The sequence below is a fragment of the Ruegeria sp. YKSF57 genome (genome assembly GCF_059612585.1).
Genome location: NZ_JBXWQW010000023.1, coordinates 49,400 through 72,218 on the forward strand (window position 1 = coordinate 49,400; position 22,819 = coordinate 72,218).

The window sequence follows — 22,819 nt, forward strand, 5'->3', positions numbered from 1 at the left end:
ACCATGCCAAACCCGTAAAAGACGCCGCTCGGCGTCTTTTTTTCCGGCGTAATACCCTCAACCCGATCCCGGACCGCCGTTCGACCGGACCAGGGCGGATGTTGGGCAATTCCGACAACGTTCCCGACGCCCAGACAAGCAGCATGGTCAATGCCCGTCAGTTGGGGCATAACCGCCATAAACGAACAGGACATCAAGGCCCCATGACTCAGATCATTCATTCGCTTTCCGAAATTTCCGACCGGTACAAGGCTCTGTTCGTCGATCTGTGGGGTTGTGTTCACAATGGCATCACCGCCTTTCCCGAAGCGGTCGCGGCGCTGAAGGATTTCCGCGCGGCGGGCGGCAAGGTGGTTCTGGTGACCAACTCGCCAAAACCCCGGGTCGGTGTCGCGGTGCAGTTGGGGCATTTCAACGTGCCGGACGACTGCTATGACACCATCGCCACCAGCGGCGACTCGGCGCGGTCTGCAATGTTTCTGGGGGCGGTCGGTCACAAGGTCTATTTCATGGGGGAATGGCAGCGCGACGAGGGGTTTTTTGAGCCGCTGAAGCTGTTGGACCATCCCATTCACATCGACCGGGTCCCGCTGGACGAGGCCGAAGGCATCGTCTGCTGTGGCCCGTTCGATCCTATGGCAGATCCGGACGTGAACCGCCCCGATTTCCTTTTTGCCAAGCAGAAGGGGCTCAAGTTGCTCTGCGCCAACCCCGATATCGTCGTCGACCGGGGCGAGGTGCGCGAATGGTGCGCGGGCGCTTTGGCGCGGCTTTACACCGAGATGGGCGGCGAGAGCCTCTATTTCGGCAAACCTCACCCGCCAATCTATGATCTGGCCCGCCGCAGGCTGGCAGCGTTGGGCACCGATATCCCCGATTCCGACATTCTTGCTATCGGTGACGGCCCCGCCACCGACATCGCCGGCGCAATGGGTGAAGGCATCGATTCCCTGTTCATCACGGGCGGTCTGGCTGCATCCGAGACAAAAACATCGGTCCACCCTCATCATGAATCTCTAATGGACTATATAAAAAGGGAAAAAATGGAACCGACCTATTCAATCGGACGTTTGCGCTAGCGGAATTAGGGGTTGATTTTCTGCGACTGCGAAGTAATAAAGTTGCTCATCACCGGTCGGAAGTAACGTTTTGTTGCCCGACCATGGCATTGAGAGGGCGACATGTTGGACAATCTTCCGCGCGGAACCATCTGCATCGAGGACATCGAAATGGGCATGACCCGTCACCTGCGCAAAGTGGTGACGGACGAGGATATCGAGATGTTCGCCCAGGTTTCGACCGACCGCAATCCGGTGCATCTGGACGACGACTATGCCCGGGACACGATCTTTGAAGGCCGTATTGCGCATGGCATGCTGACCGCCGGACTGATCTCGGCGGTGATCGGCGAGCAGTTGCCCGGCCACGGCACCGTTTACATGGGCCAGACCCTGAAATTCCTGGCCCCCGTCCGCCCCGGCGACATGGTCTATGCCGAGGTCAAGGTAGTCGATATCGATATCTCAAAGCGCCGGGTCAAGCTGGACTGTCACTGTGCCGTTGACGGCAAGAAGGTGCTGGTTGGCGAGGCCATGGTTCTGGCCCCCTCGCGCAAATTCGACTGATCCCGGAACTTGGCCAAAACCTGCAAGTAAGTTACACTTTTCCCGTCGTCAATGCCGGCGGGAGGAGAGATGCAGCGTAGGCTAGCCACGATACTGGTCGGCGACATCGTTGGCTCCACCCGCCAGATGGAGCAGGACGAAGAGCGGGCTATTCGCAGTTTTTCGGATCGGCTTGCGGTGGTTTCCGAAACCGTAAACAAGCATGACGGGCGGGTTTTCAACCAGGCCGGCGATGCGGTTCTGGCCGAATTCCAGAGCCCGGTGAACGCGTTGCGGGCCGCGATGGCTGCGCGCGGAGCGATTAACGCGGCACAAAAATCGACCGTGTCGGACATGCGGTTTGGCCTGCATCTGGCGGATGTGGTGGACGTGGACGGAGACCTGCGCGGCGATGGCGTCAATATCGCGGCGCGCATTCAATCGGCGGCCGATCCGGGCGCAATTGACACCAGCCAGAGCCTGTTCGATCAGGTTCGCCGCAACTCGCCCTGTGTCTTCGACGATATAGGCGAGCGTCGGTTCAAGGGTATTTCAGAACCGATTCACGTGTTTCGCGTCCGGGAAGAAATCGTGCGTTTCCGGGGTCGGGCCAGCGAGCAGTTCAAGTTGGATGTGCACGCCAAACGCCCACATTCGATTGCGGTTCTGCCCCTGCTCTCGGCAAGTTCCGCCGATACCGACCAAAATACGCTTGCCGACGGGCTGACCGAGGATCTGATCCTGGACCTTGGTCGGATGAAACAGTTGTTCGTGGTATCGGCCACCGCCTCGATGGGTCTGTCCAATCGCGATCCTGTCGCGGCGGGCAATCTGTTGGGGGTCCGCTTCATTTTGACCGGCTCCATCCGGTCTTTGGGCTCGAAACTGCGGCTGAACCTCAATCTTGTCGAAACGGAGAACGGACAGGTTCTTTGGACCGACCGCATCCAACGCCCGTTCGATGAATTCGTCGACATGATGGAAGAGATCACCGCCCGTGTAACCGCAACAGTGACAGGGCGCGTTCTGGAAGCCGACACCCAAACCGCCCGCCAACGCCCGGCGAGTTCTTTGACGGCCTACGAATATTACCTGCGCGGGCTGGACTATCACCGCAGAGGGGGCGTCACCGATCAGAACGTTCACAAGGCCTTGCACTGGTTTGAAAAGGCGATCGAGACCGATCCGAACTTTGCCAAGGCTCAGGCCATGTGGGTGTGTTCGGCATCCGGATTGCCCGATTACGACTGGGGCGACGGGAGGCGGCGCACCGAACGGGCCTTGCAACTTGACCCAAACGACCCCGAGGCCAACCGCATCATGGGTTCGATCCTGATGCTGGAATACAAATTCGATGCCTCGCGCACCTATCACCGCAAGGCGATCGAGCTTGCTCCAAATGACGCGTATATCATTGGCCGGTGCGCGGCGTTTCATAACTTCGCAGGTGAACCGGAAACCGCCTTGTCGCTGCTGGACCGCGCCGGAGCACTCGATCCGTTCCTGCCTGCGTGGATCACCGAGGAAAGGATCGCGGCCCTTTATCATCTGCAAAGATACGACGACGTTCTGAGTGCCGCGCGCGACCTGCCCTTTCAGACGCGACGAAGCTTGTTGTACAAGGCCGCCTCGCGGGTCGCGTTGGGCGACACCCGGCAAGCCGTTGCAAACGTGGCCGACGCGTTGGGCCGTGATGCAGATCTGACTGTCGAATTCGTTCGCTTCAACGAATGCTACCAGAACCGCAGCATCGCGAAGACGCTGATAGACCGATTGCTGCAGGCGGGGCTGCCGAAATAGATCAGCGAATGATCCGGGCGCAAACCGGATTGCTATTTTTTGCGCGGCTTCGAGCGCCCTTTCAGAACCCCTGATTCAAGGATGATCTCGGAAACAAGGTGCTCACGGCGATAGGCCATCACGTGAACGCCCGACACGCCTGCGATTTCCTTGATCTGCTGAATCAGTTCGACACAGATTTTCTTGCCTTCTTCCGCCGGTTTGTCGGCCTTTTCCATCCGGTCGATGATGTCGTCGGGAATGTGGATGCCCGGCACGTTCGACCGCATCCAGCGCGCCGCCTTGGCCGAGGCCATCGGCCCCACCCCGGCGATGATGTAGACTTTTTTGTCCAGCCCTTCGTCGCGCACCCGCGACATGAATTTCTCGAACAGCGGGATGTCGTAGATATAGTTGGTCTGAATATACTCGGCCCCCGCCTCGACTTTTTTGGCCAGCCGGTTCGGGCGCCAGTCATAGGGCGGAATGCAGGGGTTTTCAGCAGCCCCCAGAAACAACTGCGGCGGCCGCGTGATCTTGCGGCCGGACAGGAACTTGCCCTGATCCCGCATGGTCCGGATCGTGCGCAACAGCGTCAGCGAGTCGAAATCGAACACCGGTTTCGCCCCCGGCTGATCGCCGGTACCGACGCCATCCCCGGTCAGGCACAGCACGTTGCTGACGCCCAGCGCCGCCGCGCCCAGCACGTCGCCCTGAATGGCGATGCGGTTCCGGTCGCGGCAGGAGATCTGATAGACCGGCGAATAGCCCGCGCGCGTCAGCAACGCACAAATACCGATCGAAGACATATGGCAGTTCGCGCCCGACGCATCGGTTGCGTTGATCGCGTCCGCCACCTCACCCAGCGGTTGGGCGGCCTGAAACACATCTTCGGGATCGGCGCTGTCAGGCGGGTTCAGCTCTGCCGTCACCGCGAAGCGGCCAGATCGCAAAACCCGTTCCAACCGGCTGTGCGAGACATATCCCTCGGGCACGGGAACATAGCCCGAAGGCTCCACATCCTTGCTGGATGGTGCGCTCATGTTCTGCCTCCCTGATGCGTCGTGGCGCGTGGTGGTTCCTCGGCCAGCGGCGCCGAGGACGGCTCGTTCCTGCGCGCCTCGGGAAAGGCCTGCGCCAGAGTCTGGCGCGCGGCATCGCGCGCCTCGCGCCGTTTGGAGGCAATCTCGCGGCTGACCCGCAACCACGACGACGACCCCTTCAGCGTGTGTTCGACCGGCGGCAGCACCTGCTTGATCTTTTCCGGGCCTTCTCGCATCCGGCTCGACCCGTCCCAGGCCAGCGCCCAGACGCATTTCATATCGGGCTTCACCTCGCAGAACGCGCCCGGCCTCACCCCGCCGCAAGGACCGTTGCGCAATTGCTTGGGGCAGTTCATCGGGCACGACATGCCGGTCGAGGACAACACGCATTGCCCACACATCTTGCAATCGAACAGCAGGGTCTTGACGCCTTTTTCGACCAGTGCAATCGGGCGTTCGACGCGGTTATAGCCAATCTTGGCAAAGACCGGATCAAGCGCCACCATCCCTTGCTCGACGCGCTTGTAGACCCACTCGAAAAACCGAGCGTGGCGAATGGCGAATAGGCGCATTCTGTACATGAGGCACGACCTCAGGGTATGCCCGCGATCTCAAGGGACCGGAACCGAATACCTTTTTCCGACGGGCGGTTACATCAACCGGAGTTCCACTTTACACCTCGTCTTTTTGGCGGATCAAGAAATAGATTGGGCAATGCAAACCTGTCGCACAGCGACAGACAGCGTGGATGTCAAATCAGCCCGCCGGCCTTGGGCACACTTGTGACCCCGGCAATTCGTGAACTGGTGCTTGAACAAGGTCCGTTGTCAAGCTACGCAGGCGCCCATGCGGATCATTCGGGATTACCAGTTCGTCGAAGATCAGGATCGCGGCGCCAGCGTCGCGATTGGCAATTTCGACGGCGTCCATATCGGCCACCGGTCGGTGATCGAACTGGCCCGCGATGCCGCCCCCGACGCCCCCTTGGGCGTACTGACCTTCGAGCCGCACCCGCGCGAGTTCTTTGCCCCCGACAGCCCGCCTTTCCGGCTGATGCGCGGCAACACCCGCGCGCACCGGCTGGAAAAACTGGGGGTCAAAAAGCTTTATGAACTGCCCTTCAACGCCGCGCTGGCCGGATTGACACCAGAAGGTTTCGCAAAGGGCGTCATCTGCGACGGTCTGGGTTTGGCGCATGTCGTTGTCGGGGCGGATTTCTGTTTTGGCAAGGGCCGCAGCGGTAACGCCGAAGACATGGCGCGGTTTGGCCGCGAAATGGGGTTTGGCGTAACGATCGCCCCCTTGATGGAACGGTCCGACAACGTCGTTTCATCCACTGCGATCCGTACTGCGCTGACCGAAGGCCGGCCGCGCGATGCCGCCACGATGCTGGGCCACTGGCACCGGATCGAGGGCGAAGTCATTGGCGGCGAACAGCGCGGACGCGAATTGGGCTTTCCCACTGCCAACATGTCGATCGAGGGGCTGCACCAGCCGAAATTCGGTGTCTACGCGGTGCTGGTCGATGTTCTGGACGGACCGCATCAGGGCAGCTATCACGGCGCCGCCTCGGTCGGCACCCGACCGATGTTCCGGGGCGAGCAGCCCAATATCGAAACCTTCCTGTTCGATTTCTCAGGCGATCTTTACGGCGCGACACTCTCGGTCGGGTTGGTCGAGTATCTGCGCCCCGAGATGACATTTGACGGGCTCGACGCGCTGGTCGCACAGATGGGTGCCGACTGTGCGAAGGCACGCGAGATTCTGGTGGCGGTATGAGCAAGGACCCCATCGACCGCACCGGGCTTGCCCCGCGTTTCTGGGAGCGCAAGCCGCTGCGCAAGATGAACCCGCAGGAATGGGAAGCGCTGTGCGACGGGTGCGGCAAATGCTGCCTGAACAAGCTGGAAGACGAGGACAGCGGCGAGGTGGCCCTGACCTGTGTCGCCTGCCGTCTGCTGGATGACGAAACCTGCCGCTGCACCCAATACGACATCCGCCACCAGTTTGTACCGGAATGCATCGTGATGCGCCCCGACAATATCGACACCCACGCCTATTGGTTGCCGCAAACATGCGCCTATCGCCTGTTATGGGAGGGCAAGCCGCTTTACGACTGGCACCCGCTGATCTCTGGCACACCCGAAAGCGTGCATGCGGCGGGTATTTCGGTACGCCACAAGACCGTTTCGGAATTCGAAACCCCCGAAGAAGAGTGGGAAGACCACATAATCGAGGAACCGATCTGATGTTTTTTGCCTCTGACAATTCCGGCCCCGCTCACCCCGAGGTTCTGCAAGCGCTGACCGAGGCCAATCAGGGCTATGCCATGGCCTATGGCGCCGACGCCCTGATGAACGAGGTGCGCGATAACATCCGCGGCATATTCGAGGCCCCCGGCGCGGCGGTCTATCTGGTGGCAACCGGCACGGCGGCCAACTCGCTGGCCCTGGCCACACTGTCAAACCCGTGGGAAACCGTGTTCTGCTCGCCCGTCGCCCATATCCACGAAGACGAGTGCAACGCACCCGAATTCTACAGCGGCGCCAAGCTGACCCTGGTTCCCGGTGGTGACAAGATGACCCCCGAGGCGCTGCGCGGAGCGATTGCGGGCGAAGAAACCCGTGGCGTGCATGGGCCACAGCGCGGGCCGGTGTCGATCACCCAGGTGACCGAGCGCGGCTCGGTCTATTCGCTGGGCGAGTTGCAGGCGCTCTGCGCCGTGGCCAAGGGCTATGGGTTGCCGGTGCACTTGGACGGCGCCCGTTTTGCCAATGCGCTGGTGGCGCTGAACTGTTCGCCCGCCGAGATGACATGGAGGGCCGGCGTCGACGCTGTCAGCTTTGGCGGCACCAAGAACGGCTGCATGGGGGTCGAGGCGGTCATCTTCTTTGACGAAAGCAAGGCCTGGGAATTCGAACTGCGCCGCAAACGCGGGGCGCACCTGTTTTCCAAGCACCGCTATCTGTCGGCCCAGATGGCGGCCTATCTCAAGGATGACCTGTGGCTGAAATCAGCGCGTCAGGCCAATGCCAACTGCGCCCGGCTGTCCGATGGCCTGCGCAAGGCGGGGGCCGCCTTCCTGCATGAACCACAGGCCAACATCATCTTCGCCAGCTTCCCCCGCAGCACCCACAAGCGCCTGCACGACGCGGGTGCGGTCTATCACCTGTGGGGGGCGGAGCTTGAAGGCGACGACGATACCGAGGCCCTGGCCTGCCGCCTGGTCTGCGACTGGTCGATCGGCTCAGCGCAGATCGACCAGTTCCTGGCGCTGCTCACCTGATCAGACACGCGCCCAGAACCCAGCGATCCGATCCGCCGTCTCGCGGGGGTGCGAGATCGGCGCCATGTGCCCTGCCCCGTCGATCACGTCGCTGACCGCGTCGGGAAGACGGCGCGCCAATCCTTCGTTGATCGCGGCGATTACCGGGTGGGTCAATGACCCGCGTAACAACAGGACCGACATCGACGCCCGGTCCAGAACGCCCGGTTTCAGCAACCCCGCGCGATCGTTGAACAACGTGTCATCCACCGTCGGCACCACGTGAATGCCTCGGATCATCGCCGCCCGCGTATTGTCCGGCAATTGTGGCCAGCGCGGGCTGTCCTCGGTGCTCCACATCCGGTTGAACAACCGTGCCGCCAGCGCCTCGTCCCCTGCCGCCAGTGCCTCCAGATAGGGTCCGGCATCCTCGGCATGCTGTTCGATCAACCCCGGCGCATCCCTGACGGCAACCGCAAAGAACACCGGCTCGATCAACACCACGCTGCGCACCAGATCCGGGCGTTCGACCGCCAGGCGCAACGCGACCGTCGCCCCGAAGGAATGACCAATCAGATCCATCGGTTCGCTCAGTTGGGTTTCGGCGATCTCGACGATCCGGTCCTGGAAATCACCCACCTCGTCCCAATCCGGGCTGCGACCATGCGACAGCATGTCGGGCGCGGTAAAAGTTGCCTGCCCTCCCAGGCACTCTGCCAGCCCCCGCCACGCGCCGGAATGGGCGATGGTGCAGTGCAGCGCCAGCACCCGGCGCGCACCGTGCCCCAGCACGCGCACATGGAAAGGCTGCTGCAACGCGGCGTGATCCCTCACGCCTTCATCTCCGCCAGGCGGGCGTCAAGATCGTCCAGCCGGTCCTGACCCCAGAACCGCTGCCCGTCGGACGTGATATAGAACGGCGCGCCGAACACCCCGCGATCGACCGCCTCTTCCAGATTGGCGGCATAGGTCTCGGCCCCGACCAGCAATCCGCTATCCGCCAGCCCCGGATCGAACCCGGCCTGTTCCAGGCACTCGCGGATCACCTCGTCCTGAGCGATATCCTTCTGCCCGGCCCAGCAGGCCCGCAAGATGGAATGGCACAGTTTTCCAATGTCGCCCGCCCCATCCTTGGCCGCCGCGATAATCGCGTAGGAAGACGGTGCCGCATTGGTCGGCCAATGTGCGGGCTGCAGGTTGAACTCCATCCCCAGCTTCCTTGCCTGCCGCACCAGTTCCTGCGCCCGGTACTCGATCCGCGATTTATGCCGGTCTTTGGGCGGCGTTCCCCCGGTTCGGCCAAAAAGCGCAATGATGTCGACCGGCTTGTAGGCGATTGTCGCGCCGTGCCTGGCCGCGACCTCCTCCAACCGCTGCCCCGCCAGATAGCTGTAGGGCGACAGTGTCGCAAAAAAGTAGTCGATATCGGCCATGTTCACTTTCTCCGCTGCTGAACCTTTGCGGGACGGTAAGCCCATGTTAAGCGGTGTCAACATCACGAATCTGTCACATAACCTGCCGCTGCCCCGGGAATCACAGAACAATGCCGACACTCAACGAACCCAAGCTCATCTCTGGGAACGCCAACCTTCCACTTGCCAATGCCATTGCCCGCCGGATGAGCCTGTATCGCGGCGTCGATCAGGAACTGGTCGACGCACGGGTGGAGCGGTTCAACGACGGTGAGATCTTCGTCGAAGTGTTCGAAAACGTCCGCGGCGAGGATATGTTCATCATCCAGCCGACCTCGAATCCGGCCAATGACAACCTGATGGAACTGCTGATCATCGCCGATGCGCTGCGCCGGTCGTCGGCGGCGCGGATCACCGCCGTGATCCCCTATTTCGGCTATGCCCGCCAGGACCGTCGCACCAAGGCACGCACCCCGATCTCGTCCAAGCTGGTCGCCAACATGATCACCGGCGCCGGGATCGAGCGGGTCCTGACCATGGACCTGCACGCGGCCCAGATCCAGGGCTTCTTCGATATCCCCGTCGACAACCTCTATGCCTCGCCGATCTTCGCGCTCGACGTCAAGCACCAGTTCAAGGACCACATGTCCGATCTGATGGTGGTTTCTCCGGATGTGGGCGGCGTTGCCCGCGCGCGCGAACTGGCCAAACGCATTAATGCACCGCTTTCGATCGTCGACAAGCGCCGCGAAAAACCGGGCGAGATAGCCGAGATGACCGTGATCGGCGACGTCAAGGACAAGATCTGCCTGATCGTGGACGACATCTGTGACACCGCCGGAACGCTTTGCAAGGCCGCCCAGGTGCTGCTCGACAACGGCGCCAAGGAGGTTCACTCCTATATCACTCACGGCGTCATGAGCGGCCCCGCCGTTGAACGGGTGACGAATTCGGTGATGAAATCGCTGGTTATCACCGACTCGATTCAGCCCACCGATGCGATCCTCAGCGCGCCCAACATCCGCGTCGTTCCAACCGCGCCATTGCTGACCCAGGCCATCCTGAACATCTGGAACGGCACCAGCGTTTCCTCGCTCTTCGAAGACAAAACCCTGATCCCGATCTACGAGTCGCTTTATCGCGCCGCGTAGCTCAATCGTGCGCCTCCGGCGCGCTCGATTTGATTTTGTTTTGAGGGACGCTTTCCCTCAAACTCACTGGGCTACTTCAAACCAGAAAGAAGCATATACGAGGCTCTGGTTCTTTCTGGTTTGAAATACCCCGGGGTGAATTGCCCGCAGGGCAAGAGGGGCAGCGCCGCTAGGAAATGTCCCAGTCATCCTCGTTGCGAACTTCGCCTATTGCCATCCAGGAGACACGGATACGCGCAATGCGCGTGTCGGACCATGTCCGGAACACCGCCTCGAACCCTTCATTGCTGACGTTCTCGGGCGTCAGCTCGGCGCGCAGGGCCGAGGAATTGTCGACATCCCACAAGGACACATTCATCTGAACGGCTGGAGCGGAGCGGAAAGCTGTCCTGAACCGGACCGTCCGCCTGCGTTCACGTGGACCGGTTCCGGTCCACATCGCGCCGCCATTCTCAAATTCCGAGAACAGCACCGCTTCGCCTTGGTCAATACCGACGGGGTGCGAACAAAAATTCATCATCAAACTATCACAACCGTTGACTCACCTGCACCGTAGGGCAACGCCCTGAACAAGTCATGCAAAATGAATACGGCCCCGTTGTGACGGGGCCGTGCCGAAAATCGTGAAGATTCTTGACTTACAGGCTCATATGAGTTCCCAGCGCCTCCATGTCGGCCAGCAGCTTGGCTGCATCGTCGACGATGGTGTGGTCGCCCTGTTCCTTTGCCGCCTCGTGCGAGGCGCGGGCCTCGGCGATCAGCTCGTCCAGATGCGCGCGGGTCACTTCGGTCACCGGAATGGCCTTTTCGGCCAGCACCGACAAACCGTCGCTGTTGATCTGGGCAAACCCGCCGGTGACCAGGTATTCACTGGCCCCTTCGGGCGCCTCAACCTTCAGCAGACCGGGGCGCAGCGTGGTGATGGTGGGGGCATGATCGGGCATCGCCGTCATGTCCCCGTCCGCGCCGGGAATCTGGACCGCGCTGGCCTGGAGCGAAGCAAGGCTCCGCTCCGGGCTGACGAGGTCGAATTGCATCGTGTTTGCCATCAGGGATACTCCTTAGGCAGCCGCTGCGGCCATACGCTCGGCTTTGGCGATCACTTCATCGATGCCGCCGACCATCAGGAAGGCCGCCTCGGGCAGGTGGTCGAACTCACCGGCCACAACGCGCTTGAACGAGTCGATGGTGACATCCAGCGGAACCTGAACGCCGGGCGAGCCGGTAAAGACCTGTGCCACGTCGAAGGGTTGCGACAGGAAGCGCTCGATCTTACGGGCGCGGGCCACGGCCAGCTTGTCCTCTTCCGACAGTTCGTCCATGCCGAGGATGGCGATGATGTCCTGCAGCGACTTGTAGCGCTGGAGGATCTGCTGAACGTCGGTCGCAACCTTGTAATGCTCTTCACCGACGATGGCCGGGTCCAGCAGGCGCGAGGTCGAGTCGAGCGGGTCCACGGCCGGGTAGATACCCTTTTCCGAGATCGCACGGTTGAGAACGGTGGTCGCGTCGAGGTGCGCAAACGAGGTTGCCGGCGCGGGGTCGGTCAAGTCGTCCGCAGGCACGTAGATCGCCTGCACCGAAGTGATCGATCCGGCCTTTGTCGAAGTGATGCGCTCCTGCAGGGCGCCCATGTCGGTGGCCAGCGTCGGCTGGTAGCCCACCGCGGACGGGATACGACCCAGCAGAGCCGACACCTCGGAACCCGCCTGTGTGAAGCGGAAGATGTTGTCGACGAAGAACAGAACGTCAGTGCCCGACTGGTCGCGGAACTGCTCGGCCAGAGTCAGGCCGGTCAGGGCCACACGCGCACGCGCTCCCGGAGGCTCGTTCATCTGGCCGTAAACCAGAGCCACCTGGCTTTCCGCCAGGTTGTCCGGCTTGATCACGTTCGATTCGATCATCTCGTGATACAGGTCGTTGCCTTCACGGGTCCGTTCGCCAACACCCGCAAACACCGAGAAGCCCGAGTGTACTTTTGCGATGTTGTTGATCAGTTCCATGATCAGAACGGTCTTGCCCACACCGGCGCCGCCGAACAGGCCGATCTTGCCGCCTTTGGCGTAGGGGGCCAGCAGGTCGACCACCTTGATGCCCGTGACCAGAACTTCCGACTCGGTCGACTGCTCGTCGAATTCGGGGGCATTCTGGTGGATGGCGCGGGTTTCGGTGGTTTCGACCGGGCCTTTTTCGTCGATCGGTTCACCGACAACGTTCAGGATGCGGCCCAGGGTGGCATTGCCCACCGGCACCGAGATCGGTGCGCCGGTGTCGGTCACCGGGGCGCCGCGAACCAGACCTTCGGTCGCGTCCATCGCGATGGTGCGGACAGTGTTTTCGCCAAGGTGCTGCGACACTTCGAGCACCAGGCGCTTGCCGTTGTTTTCGGTTTCCAGCGCGTTCAGAATTTCAGGCAGCGCGTCATCGAACTGGACGTCAACGACGGCCCCGATGATCTGAGTGACTTTGCCTTTTGCATTCGCCATGTTTCGTCTCCGGTATGTCTCTACAGCGCTTCGGCGCCGGAAATGATTTCAATCAGCTCGTTGGTGATGACGGCCTGACGCGAACGGTTGAACTGGATCGTCAGCTTGTCGATCATCTCACCCGCGTTGCGTGTCGCGTTGTCCATTGCGGACATCCGTGCACCCTGTTCCGAGGCTCCGTTTTCGAGCAGAGCCGAGAAGATCGCGGTTGCGACCCCCTTGGGTAGCAGGTCGGCCAGAATGGCCTCTTCGCTGGGCTCGTAATCGAAGACCGCGCCACTGTCATCGCCCCCGGTCTCTTCGAACGAAGCCGGGATGATCTGGTGCGCGGTCGGGATCTGGGTCACGACGTTCTGGAACTTCGCATAGAAGATCGTGGCAACGTCGAACTCGTCCGCATCGAAACGGTTCAGGATGTTCTTTGCGACGTCCTGCGCATTGGCATAGCCGATACGCTTGACCTCGCTCAGGTCGATATGTCCAACGAACAGATCGCTGTAATCGCGCTTCAGCGCGTCACGGCCTTTTTTGCCAACGGTCAGGATCTTGACCGTCTTGCCCTTGAGCCGCAGCTCGTCCGCCTTGGCGCGCGCGAGCTTTGCGATGTTCGAGTTGAAGCCGCCGCAGAGACCGCGTTCGGCTGTCATGACAACCAGCAGATGGACATCGTCGCTGCCCGTACCACGGAGCAGCTTGGGGGCGCTGTCGCTGCCCCCGACCGAAGCCGCCAGCCCCGCCATCACAGTATTGAACTGTTCGGCATATGGGCGGGCGCTTTCGGCAGCGTCCTGGGCGCGGCGCAGTTTTGCAGCCGCGACCATCTGCATGGCCTTGGTGATCTTGCGGGTCGATTTGACCGACTCGATCCTGTTTTTAAGGTCCTTCAGACTTGGCATTGCCGCATCTCCTTAAGCGAAGGTTGCGGCGTATTCGTCCAGCGCAGCCTTGATCTTGTCGGCAGCATCGCCCTTGACCTTGGGATCTTCGTCGGTGATCCACTTCAGCAAGTCGGCATGCTTGCCGCGCAGGTGCGCCAGCAGACCGGCCTCGTAGCGGCCCACGTCGGTCACCTTGATCTTGTCGAGATAACCGTTGGTGCCGGCGAAGATGACGCAGACGATTTCCGCGTTGGTCAGCGGCGAGTACTGCGGCTGTTTCATCAGCTCGGTCAGACGCGCACCACGGTTCAGCAGCTGCTGGGTTGCGGCGTCGAGGTCGGAACCGAACTGCGCAAATGCCGCCATTTCACGGTACTGAGCCAGTTCCAGTTTAACCGGGCCTGCGACCGACTTCATCGCGTTGGTCTGGGCCGAGGAACCCACACGCGAAACCGACAGACCGGTGTTCACTGCGGGGCGGATGCCCTGATAGAACAGTTCGGTTTCCAGGAAGATCTGACCGTCGGTGATCGAGATCACGTTGGTCGGAATAAACGCCGACACGTCGCCGCCCTGGGTTTCGATGACGGGCAGAGCGGTCAGCGAACCGGAGCCGAAGTCCTCGTTCAGCTTCGCCGAACGCTCCAGCAGACGGGAGTGCAGGTAGAAAACGTCGCCCGGATAGGCTTCACGTCCCGGCGGACGGCGCAGCAACAGCGACATCTGGCGATAGGCAACGGCCTGTTTCGACAGGTCATCATAGATGATCAGCGCGTGACGGCCATTGTCACGGAAGAATTCGGCCATCGCGGTTGCGGCATAGGGTGCCAGGAACTGCATCGGCGCCGGGTCGGACGCGGTTGCCGCCACGACGATCGAGTATTCGATGGCGCCGGATTCTTCCAGTTTCTTCACCAGCTGCGCAACGGTCGAACGCTTTTGACCGATGGCGACATAGATGCAGTACAGCTTCTTGGACTCGTCGTCGCCAGCCGCGTCGTTATAGACCTTCTGGTTCAGGATGGTGTCCAGGGCCACGGCGGTCTTGCCGGTCTGGCGGTCGCCAATGATCAGCTCACGCTGGCCGCGACCGATCGGGATCATCGCGTCAACCGATTTCAGGCCGGTTGCCATCGGCTCGTGTACCGATTTACGCGGGATGATGCCGGGGGCCTTGACGTCTGCAACACCGCGCTTGGTGGCGTTGATCGGGCCCTTGCCGTCCAGCGGGTTGCCCAGACCGTCCACGACGCGGCCCAGCAGTTCGTCACCGATAGGAACGTCCACGATGGCGTTGGTGCGCTTGACAGTGTCACCTTCTTTGATGTCACGGTCGGAACCGAAGATAACGACACCGACGTTGTCGCTCTCCAGGTTCAGCGCCATACCCATGATGCCGCCGGGAAATTCGACCATCTCACCGGCTTGAACGTTGTCCAGACCGTATACACGGGCAATCCCGTCACCGACGCTTAGCACGCGGCCGATTTCGGCCACTTCTGCTTCCTGACCAAAATTCTTGATCTGGTCCTTCAGGATTGCAGAAATTTCTGCAGCTTGGATTCCCATTTATCCGACCTCTTTCATTGCATTCTGTAGGGAGTTGAGCCTGGAGCGGATCGAACTGTCGATCATTTTCGAGCCCACTTTAACGACAAGACCGCCGATGAGCTTCTCATCAACGGTCGCATGGATTGTCACGGTCTTGCCCACATTCGCGCTCAGCGTCTTGGCAAGCTTGTCCATCTGGGTCTTGGTCAGCGCCTTGGCCGATGCCACCTCGGCGGTAACCTCGCCGCGCTCGTCGGCCAGCATCTCGCGCAGCCCCTTGACCAGTTGCGGCACGACGAACAGGCGGCGCTTCTGCGCCATCAGGCCCAGCGAGTTGCGCAATACGGCACTCAGCCCCATCTTGTCGGCAATCGCGGTGATTGCGGCTTCCTGCTCGGCCCGGGATACCAGCGGAGATGCGATCAGATTGCGCAGATCGGCGCTGTCAGCCAGTGCTGCGGCCAGATCGTTGATGCCGGATTCGAGACCTGCAAGGTCTTTGTTCTCTTTCGCGATCTCGAAAATCGCGGTGGCATAGCGCTCGGCGATGCCTGCGGAAATCGAAGCTGGTTCGGACACGTCCACCCTTCCGATACTTTAGGCCCCGAATTCGCGCTTTGGCACTTACCCCGGGGGCGTGAAGAAACCCCGCCTTGAAGGCAGGGCATCAAAATCACCGGGGATGTAGCAGAGCGTTCCCAACCTCGCAATATAGTATAGCGGTAACGCAGTTATCCACAAAATGTTTGATTTCAACACGTTAGGAAAACTGCGACCCTTTTGCCCCCCAGATTGGCTTGAAAAATGTTACCAAGTTGCAGGTTTTTGCGATTCCTGTGACGTAATTTCCACAAGAACCGGCGCAATCGACCAAAACCCGCGCCCGCGATCAGGCCGGTTTCAGCAAACCGTCCAAAGCCTTGATCGGGCGTCTCACCGCGTCCTTGGTCACGTTGCCCTTTGGCGGGTGTACCCGCTTGCTGACCTCGACCATCAGAACACCGCCCGCCATGATCGTGGGCAGACGCTGACCGGTCTTTTCGATCAGGCTCGCTGACCGCAACCAGAATCGCCGGTAGGACGGGGGCAGGTACAGCGCCGAGCAATGGCTTTCAGGAAGAAACTGGTGAATCCTGAGCTGCGTTTCCAGCTGCCCCAGCGAATAAGGGCGGCCAAAGCCAAAGGGCGTCTTGTCCGAGCGCGACCAGAACCCGGCCCGGTTCGGGACGATGAACATCGCCTTGCCGCCCGGCCCCAGAACCCGCCAGCATTCCTCCAGCAGATCGTTTGGGCGCTCCGTGGTCTCCAGCCCATGCATGACCACCAGCTTGTCCACCTGCCCGGTATCGACAGGCCACAGCGTTTCTTCGCACAGCACCGACACGTTTGGCATCCCCGCAGGCCACGGCATCACCCCCTGCGGCCCCGGCATCAATCCGATCACCCGCCGCGCATCGGCCAGATAGGGGCGCAACAGCGGAACCGCAAAGCCAAACCCGGCCACGGTCTGCCCCTTCGCCTCGGGCCACAAGTCCAGCAGGCGGCCACGGATCGCGGCCTGCGCCGCACGGCCCAGCGTGCTGCGGTAGTAGAAATTCCTCAGATCCTGCACGTCGAGATGCATTGCGGACACCTGCTCGATCGGCTTAGCTGGGCGCAGTCTAGCAATGAAAGGGCAAAAGGCCATGCCTCTTGAAATCGTCACCATCCCCTGCCTCAGCGACAACTACGCCTTTCTCGCACATGACCGGGTCAGTGGCGAGACGGCGCTGATCGACGCGCCCGAGGCCGCGCCCATCCTTGCGGAACTGTCCGCGCGCGGCTGGACGCTCAGCCATGTGTTGCTGACCCACCACCATTATGACCATGTCGACGGCCTGGCCGAAATCCTCGCCCGCCATCCCGCCCGGGTGATCGGCGCGGCGGCAGATGCGCACCGCCTGCCGCCGCTGGATCAACAGGTGACCGAAGGCGACACCATCACCATCGGTGGCGAGCCGGTGCATGTGATCGACGTGTCGGGTCATACCGTGGGCCACATCGCCTTTCACATGCCGCAAAGTGATGCGGTTTTCACCGCAGACAGCCTGATGGCACTGGGCTGTGGCCGCCTGTTCGAAGGCACCGCGCCCCAGATGTGGGTCTCGCTCAGCAAGCTGGCGGCACTGCCCGACGAAACAATCGTCTGTTCCGGACATGAATATACCCAAGCCAATGGACGGTTCGCCGAAACCATCGAACCCGACAATCCGGCACTGCAACAGCGTATTGCCGATATCGCCCGCGCCCGCACCGCCGGAGAGCCCACCGTGCCCTCGACTCTGGCATTGGAAAAGGCCACCAACCCCTTTCTGCGCGCGGCAGAATCCGGTATTCAGGCCAATCTTGGCATGAGCGGAGCCGCTCCCGCCGATGTCTTTGCTGAAATTCGCGCCAGGAAAGACAGATTTTAGCCACAAAATGCGGTGTTCACGATCACGGTCACAGGAAATGTGACTGTCAAGAGCAAGAAAACCCTTGAAGCCGGGCAATGTTCAACCAAACTCTAATAGTATGAGGACATGGTTGAGCAGGGGGTTCGGCCGCAACTCGCCCCCCCGGTTTCGACCCAAGTAAAGAGGAGCACCCACGTGCCTTCATTCTCGAGCACATTGGAACAAGCCATTCACGCGGCCCTCGCGGCGGCGAATGAAAGGCGACATGAATTTGCAACGCTGGAACATCTGCTTCTGGCGCTGCTGGAAGAACCCGATGCCGTCCGGGTGATGAAGGCATGCAGCGTCAATCTGGACGAGTTGCGCGAAACACTGGTCGAATTCATCGACGAAGACCTCTCGAACCTCGTGACCGATATCGACGGCTCCGAAGCGGTGCCTACCGCCGCATTCCAGCGCGTGATCCAGCGCGCCGCGATCCACGTGCAAAGTTCGGGCCGCAACGAAGTGACTGGCGCCAACGTGCTGGTGGCCATCTTTGCCGAGCGCGAAAGCAATGCCGCCTATTTCCTGCAGGAACAGGACATGACCCGCTATGACGCGGTCAATTTCATTGCTCATGGCGTGGCCAAGGACCCGGCCTTTGGCGAAAATCGCCCCGTGACCGGTGCCGAACATTCCGAAGACGAAGCACAGGCAACATCCTCGACCAGCGACGTCGAGCAAAAGGAAAGCGCGCTGGGCAAATACTGCGTCGACCTCAACGCCAAGGCCCGCTCCGGCGAAGTCGACCCACTGATCGGACGCGCCGACGAGGTGGAACGTTGCATCCAGGTGCTCTGCCGCCGCCGCAAGAACAATCCGCTGCTCGTAGGCGACCCCGGCGTCGGCAAGACCGCCATCGCCGAAGGCTTGGCGTATAAGATCGTCGAGGGCGAAGCCCCTGACGTTCTGGCGCATACCACCATCTACGCGCTCGACATGGGCGCGCTGTTGGCAGGCACCCGCTATCGCGGCGATTTCGAGGAACGGCTCAAGGCGGTCGTGACCGAACTGGAAGAACATCCCGACGCGGTGCTGTTCATCGACGAGATCCATACCGTGATCGGCGCCGGCGCAACTTCGGGAGGGGCGATGGATGCTTCGAACCTGCTGAAACCCGCCCTGCAGGGTGGCAAGCTGCGCACCATGGGATCGACCACCTACAAGGAATTCCGCCAGCATTTCGAAAAGGACCGCGCCCTGTCCCGCCGGTTCCAGAAGATCGACGTGAACGAACCTTCGGTCGAGGACAGCATCAAGATCCTGCGCGGCCTCAAGCCCTATTTCGAAAAGCATCACGACATCAAGTACACCGCCGATGCGATCAAGACGGCGGTGGAGTTGTCGGCCCGCTACATCAATGACCGCAAGCTGCCCGACAAGGCCATCGACGTGATCGACGAGGCCGGCGCGGCGCAACACCTTGTGGCCGAAAGCAAGCGCCGCAAGACCATCGGCGTGAAAGAGATCGAGGCGGTGGTCGCCAAGATTGCGCGCATCCCGCCCAAGAACGTCACCAAGGACGATGCCGAGGTTCTCAAGGATCTCGAAGCCTCGCTCAAGCGCGTGGTGTTTGGTCAGGATCAGGCGATCGAGGCGCTGTCGAGCGCCATCAAACTGGCCCGCGCCGGTTTGCGCGAACCCGAAAAGCCCATCGGCAACTACCTGTTCGCGGGTCCGACCGGTGTCGGCAAGACCGAGGTCGCAAAACAGCTGGCCGATACGCTGGGCGTGGAACTGTTGCGTTTCGACATGTCGGAATACATGGAGAAACACGCGGTCAGCCGTCTGATCGGCGCGCCTCCGGGCTATGTCGGCTTTGATCAGGGCGGTCTTCTGACCGACGGTGTCGACCAGCACCCGCATTGCGTGCTGCTGCTGGACGAAATCGAAAAGGCGCACCCGGACGTGTTCAACATCCTGTTGCAGGTGATGGACCACGGCGAGTTGACCGATCACAACGGCCGCACGGTGAATTTCCGCAACGTGGTGCTGATCATGACCTCGAACGCGGGCGCCGCCGAACAGGCCAAATCCGCCATCGGTTTTGGCCGCGACCGGCGCGAGGGCGAGGATACCGCCGCGATCGAACGGATGTTCACGCCCGAATTCCGCAACCGTCTGGATGCGGTGATCTCCTTCGCGCCGCTGCCGAAAGAGGTCATCCTGCAGGTGGTCGAGAAGTTCGTCCTCCAGCTCGAAGCGCAGCTGCTGGATCGCGGCGTGTCCATCGAACTGACACATCAGGCCGCCGAATGGATCGCCGACAAGGGCTATGACGACAAGATGGGCGCCCGCCCGCTGGGCCGCGTGATCCAGGAACACATCAAGAAACCCCTGGCCGAGGAATTGCTGTTCGGCAAGCTCGCCAAGGGCGGTGTGGTCCGTGTGTCGGTCAAGAAAGGCGCGCTTGATCTTCAGATGGTCGGCCCCGGTCAGGCCCGGATTTCGGGTGACAAGCCGCCTCTGCTGACCGCCGATTGATGCGCGCAGCGCTGATCGTATTGGCACTCGCCGCCACTCCGGCGGCGAGTGATCCCGTTCTGCACCTGCCCATTGATTGCACGTTGGGCGAAACCTGCCATATCCAGCAATTTGTCGACCGGGATCCGGGATCGGGCGCGCGCGATTTCAGGTGCGGCACACTCAGCTATGAAGGCCACAAAGGCACCGACTTTGCGTTACCTTCGCTGGCAGCGATGCAGGCGGGCGTCAACGTCAAGGCCGCTGCGGCGGGCACGGTACGCGCCACCCGCGACGGTATGGAAGACCGCCGCTTTAATGCAGCAACTGACGCTGCGGTTGCGGGGCGCGAGTGCGGCAACGGCGTGCTGATTGTGCACGAAGACGGCTGGGAAACCCAGTATTGCCACATGAAACGCGGCTCGATCCGGGTAAAGAGCGGCGACGCTGTTCAGCCGGGCGATGTGCTGGGACAGGTCGGGCTCAGCGGTCAGACGGAATTTCCCCACCTGCACCTGTCCGTGCGCCATGATGGTCAGGTCGTGGACCCGTTTGACCCGAAAGATCCGTCGCAATGCGGCGACCCGGCAAAGACCCTGTGGCAGGCACCGATCCCCTATCAGCCCGGCGCGTTGATCGCGGTCGGGTTTTCCGACCATGTTCCGACATACGAGGCCATTCAGGCGGGCACCGTTGCACAGGATACGCTGGCCGGCAAGGCCAAGGGGCTGGTTTTTTTTGGCTATGCCTTCGGTGGACTGGCCGGGGATGTCATTCGCCTGACAATCCATGGCCCTGACGGCGAGGTCATCGATCACGAAACCACGCTGGAAAAAAATCAGGCGCAGTTGTTCCGCGCTGCCGGACGCAAGCTTACCGCCGCGCGCTGGCCCGCCGGGCAGTATACCGGCACGGCTGAGTTGCGGCGTAACGGAACGGTTATCAGCAGCAAAAGCATCCAGATCGACATGCCCTGACCGGATTATTTTTCGGTCAGTTTCAGCTCGATCCGGCGGTTCTTGGCCCGTGCTTCCGGGCTGTCCGCCGTATCCACGGGCTGGAACTCTCCGAACCCGTTGGCCGACAGCCTCTGAGGTGGAAGTCCCAGCGCCTCAACCATGAACCGCACCACCGACAGCGCCCGCGCCTGACTGAGTTCCCAGTTGTCCCGATACTGCCCGGTGCCCGACAGCGGCAGGTTATCGGTGTGGCCATCCACCCGGATCACCCAGTTCAGCTCGTCGGGAATATCCTGCGCCACGCTGCGTAGAATATTGGCAACTTTCGAGACCTCGACCTGACCATCGATCGACAGGTCTGCCGAGGCCGGATCGAACAAAACCTCGGACGAGAACACAAATCGGTCACCCTCGATGCGCACGCCTTCCTGATCGCCCAGAACCTCGCGCAACCGGCCAAAGAATTCCGAACGGTACCGCTCCAGATCTTCAGCCTGTGCCACCAACCCCTGGTTCTGCGCCTCCAGCCGCTTGCGCTCGGCTTCTTCCAGCAGGCGGCGTTTGCGTTCTTCCGAGGCGGCACGCGCCAATGCCGCGTTCAGGTCCTGCCCCAGCGTCTGCAACTGCACCTCGGCCGCCGCGTTGCGGTCTTCGTAATCGTCCAGCAAGGCCTGCAACGACCCCAGCTGGTTGCGCAACGCCGACACCTGCTGGTTCAGCAGCGCGGTCTGCCGCTGCGCCTCGGCCGACGCGGCCTGTTCCGCGGCAAGTGCCTGATGCGCCTGCGCCAGCATCGCGGCCCGTTCATTGGCCAGATTGCCCTGGACGCGGGCCGTGTCTTCGGCTTCGCTTTGCGCATTGAGCGCGGCATTCAGCCGGGCCTGCACCTCTTCGGCTGTCAGCGACTCGCCCAGTTCAAGTTCCAGTTTCTTTTTTGCGGCCTCGGCAGCAGCCAGCAGGGTCAGGGTATCCTCTGCCTCCTGCCGCTGTTTTTCCAGCGCCAACGTCATCGCCGTCAGTTCGGCATCGGCATTCTGCAGCCGTTCGCGCAACACCGCCGCCGCCGCAGCCTCGGACAGCTTGTCGGCCTCTTCCTGGCTCAACTGCTGTTGCAAGGCCGCGATCTGTTCGGCGTTTTCCTCGCCCGATTGCTCAAGATCGGCAATCAGCGCCTCAAGCGCCTCGCGTCTTGCGGCCGCCAGCCGGGCCGCCTCGACCTGGGCGTCAACCTCTTCCCGGCTGCGGGCCAGCGCCAGGTTCAGCGCCTCCTGCTCGGACAGCAGATCTGCCCGCTCCGTTTCCAGCGCCCGGATGTCACCCAACGCCCGTTCCTGATCGGCCAGCAACGCCGCTACCTGCGCCTCGAACGCGGTGATCCGGGTCTGCGCCTGATCCAGCGCCGCCGTCTGCCTGTCGCGCTCGGCGGTCAGCGTGCCAATCAGCGCCTGCGCCTGTGACAGATCATCCTCGGTTTCGGTCAATGTGGCGTTCAGCGCCCCAAGCCGCGCCTGCAAACGGCTGGTCTGCCGCTCTTCCAGCCCCAATGCCTCGGCCAGCGCCGCCACCTCGTTCGACAGCGCGCTCAGCTCGTCCTCCTGACCCGAGATCGTTTCGCGCAGCACGAATTGCACGACCATGAAGATGGTCAGCACGAATGTCAGCACCATCAAAAGCCCGGTCATCGCATCCACGAAGCCGGGCCAGACCGACCCCTGGAACCGATGTCCGGTGCGGCGCGACAGGGCCATGGC

The 22,819-nt window shown here is 61.6% G+C and carries 22 protein-coding genes; 10 read left to right on the forward strand and 12 right to left on the reverse strand.

The features are described 5' to 3' along the window. Positions 1–203: 203 nt before the first annotated feature. The 3 genes from AC2FLX_RS11530 to AC2FLX_RS11540 all read left to right on the forward strand — a co-directional run bounded on the left by AC2FLX_RS11530 (position 204) and on the right by AC2FLX_RS11540 (position 3,404). Positions 204–1,079 carry a TIGR01459 family HAD-type hydrolase gene (locus tag AC2FLX_RS11530; RefSeq protein ID WP_496810626.1) on the forward strand — a complete coding sequence of 292 codons (876 nt, stop codon included), beginning with the start codon at positions 204–206 and terminating at the stop codon, positions 1,077–1,079. A 102-nt stretch (positions 1,080–1,181) separates the two neighbouring features. Beyond that, complete coding sequence (locus tag AC2FLX_RS11535) at positions 1,182–1,625, forward strand: MaoC family dehydratase (RefSeq protein WP_480749532.1); 444 nt, start codon at positions 1,182–1,184, stop codon at positions 1,623–1,625. Between the two features lie 69 nt (positions 1,626–1,694). Then, positions 1,695–3,404: an adenylate/guanylate cyclase domain-containing protein gene (locus tag AC2FLX_RS11540; protein WP_480749533.1), complete on the forward strand. Its 1,710-nt coding sequence runs from the start codon at positions 1,695–1,697 to the stop codon at positions 3,402–3,404. Positions 3,405–3,436: 32 nt separating this feature from the next. Here the strand turns inward: AC2FLX_RS11540 and AC2FLX_RS11545 are convergent, their stop codons facing one another. Next, positions 3,437–4,426 carry a methylenetetrahydrofolate reductase gene (locus AC2FLX_RS11545; protein ID WP_480749534.1) on the reverse strand — a complete coding sequence of 330 codons (990 nt, stop codon included), beginning with the start codon at positions 4,424–4,426 and terminating at the stop codon, positions 3,437–3,439. Continuing rightward, on the reverse strand, positions 4,423–5,007 hold the full coding sequence (locus AC2FLX_RS11550; protein WP_480749535.1) for a methylenetetrahydrofolate reductase C-terminal domain-containing protein: 585 nt from the start codon (positions 5,005–5,007) through the stop codon (positions 4,423–4,425). Before AC2FLX_RS11550 ends, AC2FLX_RS11545 begins: the two co-directional genes overlap by 4 nt. Positions 5,008–5,272: 265 nt before the next feature. On the opposite strand from AC2FLX_RS11550, the gene AC2FLX_RS11555 reads away from it, so the two are divergent. Genes AC2FLX_RS11555 through AC2FLX_RS11565 form a run of 3 tightly spaced genes read left to right on the forward strand, consistent with a single transcriptional unit; the run spans position 5,273 to position 7,712 of the window. Further along, positions 5,273–6,205 carry a bifunctional riboflavin kinase/FAD synthetase gene (locus AC2FLX_RS11555; protein WP_496810627.1) on the forward strand — a complete coding sequence of 311 codons (933 nt, stop codon included), beginning with the start codon at positions 5,273–5,275 and terminating at the stop codon, positions 6,203–6,205. Further along, entirely contained in the window at positions 6,202–6,675 is a 474-nt protein-coding gene (locus AC2FLX_RS11560; RefSeq protein ID WP_496743723.1) for a YcgN family cysteine cluster protein, read from the forward strand. Before AC2FLX_RS11555 ends, AC2FLX_RS11560 begins: the two co-directional genes overlap by 4 nt. Then, positions 6,675–7,712 (forward strand): threonine aldolase family protein, encoded by a 1,038-nt coding sequence (locus AC2FLX_RS11565; RefSeq protein WP_496810628.1) that lies wholly within the window; start codon positions 6,675–6,677, stop codon positions 7,710–7,712. The genes AC2FLX_RS11560 and AC2FLX_RS11565 overlap by 1 nt, the downstream gene beginning before the upstream one ends. On the opposite strand, the gene AC2FLX_RS11570 is transcribed toward AC2FLX_RS11565, so the two are convergent. Continuing rightward, positions 7,713–8,525: an alpha/beta fold hydrolase gene (locus tag AC2FLX_RS11570; protein ID WP_496810629.1), complete on the reverse strand. Its 813-nt coding sequence runs from the start codon at positions 8,523–8,525 to the stop codon at positions 7,713–7,715. Continuing rightward, on the reverse strand, positions 8,522–9,124 hold the full coding sequence (locus AC2FLX_RS11575) for a 2-hydroxychromene-2-carboxylate isomerase (RefSeq protein WP_496810630.1): 603 nt from the start codon (positions 9,122–9,124) through the stop codon (positions 8,522–8,524). Before AC2FLX_RS11575 ends, AC2FLX_RS11570 begins: the two co-directional genes overlap by 4 nt. A gap of 110 nt (positions 9,125–9,234) precedes the next feature. On the opposite strand from AC2FLX_RS11575, the gene AC2FLX_RS11580 reads away from it, so the two are divergent. Further along, positions 9,235–10,254, forward strand: a complete 1,020-nt coding sequence (locus AC2FLX_RS11580) for a ribose-phosphate pyrophosphokinase (RefSeq protein ID WP_480749541.1) — start codon at positions 9,235–9,237, stop codon at positions 10,252–10,254. Between the two features lie 169 nt (positions 10,255–10,423). On the opposite strand, the gene AC2FLX_RS11585 is transcribed toward AC2FLX_RS11580, so the two are convergent. From AC2FLX_RS11585 to AC2FLX_RS11615, 7 genes are all read right to left on the reverse strand, one after another. Continuing rightward, the gene (locus AC2FLX_RS11585) at positions 10,424–10,774 is read right to left on the reverse strand and encodes an H-type lectin domain-containing protein (RefSeq protein WP_480749542.1); all 351 of its coding nucleotides are present in this window, start codon (positions 10,772–10,774) and stop codon (positions 10,424–10,426) included. A gap of 118 nt (positions 10,775–10,892) precedes the next feature. Continuing rightward, positions 10,893–11,303: a F0F1 ATP synthase subunit epsilon gene (locus AC2FLX_RS11590; RefSeq protein ID WP_480749543.1), complete on the reverse strand. Its 411-nt coding sequence runs from the start codon at positions 11,301–11,303 to the stop codon at positions 10,893–10,895. 12 nt (positions 11,304–11,315) lie between these two features. Then, complete coding sequence (gene atpD / locus AC2FLX_RS11595) at positions 11,316–12,740, reverse strand: F0F1 ATP synthase subunit beta (RefSeq protein WP_496743719.1); 1,425 nt, start codon at positions 12,738–12,740, stop codon at positions 11,316–11,318. A 20-nt stretch (positions 12,741–12,760) separates the two neighbouring features. Beyond that, positions 12,761–13,636: a F0F1 ATP synthase subunit gamma gene (locus AC2FLX_RS11600; RefSeq protein WP_496810631.1), complete on the reverse strand. Its 876-nt coding sequence runs from the start codon at positions 13,634–13,636 to the stop codon at positions 12,761–12,763. A gap of 12 nt (positions 13,637–13,648) precedes the next feature. Then, positions 13,649–15,187 (reverse strand): F0F1 ATP synthase subunit alpha, encoded by a 1,539-nt coding sequence (atpA, locus tag AC2FLX_RS11605; protein WP_480749546.1) that lies wholly within the window; start codon positions 15,185–15,187, stop codon positions 13,649–13,651. After that, entirely contained in the window at positions 15,188–15,748 is a 561-nt protein-coding gene (locus tag AC2FLX_RS11610; RefSeq protein ID WP_496810632.1) for a F0F1 ATP synthase subunit delta, read from the reverse strand. It lies immediately after the preceding gene. Between the two features lie 310 nt (positions 15,749–16,058). Continuing rightward, on the reverse strand, positions 16,059–16,793 hold the full coding sequence (locus tag AC2FLX_RS11615) for a methyltransferase domain-containing protein (RefSeq protein WP_480749548.1): 735 nt from the start codon (positions 16,791–16,793) through the stop codon (positions 16,059–16,061). 61 nt (positions 16,794–16,854) lie between these two features. On the opposite strand from AC2FLX_RS11615, the gene gloB reads away from it, so the two are divergent. The 3 genes from gloB (at position 16,855) to AC2FLX_RS11630 (ending at position 21,086) form a co-directional block, all read left to right on the forward strand. Then, positions 16,855–17,622 (forward strand): hydroxyacylglutathione hydrolase, encoded by a 768-nt coding sequence (gene gloB, locus AC2FLX_RS11620; RefSeq protein ID WP_480749549.1) that lies wholly within the window; start codon positions 16,855–16,857, stop codon positions 17,620–17,622. A 177-nt stretch (positions 17,623–17,799) separates the two neighbouring features. Continuing rightward, positions 17,800–20,130: an ATP-dependent Clp protease ATP-binding subunit ClpA gene (gene clpA, locus AC2FLX_RS11625; RefSeq protein ID WP_496810633.1), complete on the forward strand. Its 2,331-nt coding sequence runs from the start codon at positions 17,800–17,802 to the stop codon at positions 20,128–20,130. After that, complete coding sequence (locus AC2FLX_RS11630; RefSeq protein WP_496810634.1) at positions 20,130–21,086, forward strand: M23 family metallopeptidase; 957 nt, start codon at positions 20,130–20,132, stop codon at positions 21,084–21,086. The genes clpA and AC2FLX_RS11630 overlap by 1 nt, the downstream gene beginning before the upstream one ends. A gap of 5 nt (positions 21,087–21,091) precedes the next feature. On the opposite strand, the gene AC2FLX_RS11635 is transcribed toward AC2FLX_RS11630, so the two are convergent. Then, positions 21,092–22,816 (reverse strand): peptidoglycan -binding protein, encoded by a 1,725-nt coding sequence (locus tag AC2FLX_RS11635; protein ID WP_480749552.1) that lies wholly within the window; start codon positions 22,814–22,816, stop codon positions 21,092–21,094. Between the last annotated feature and the right edge of the window lie 3 nt (positions 22,817–22,819).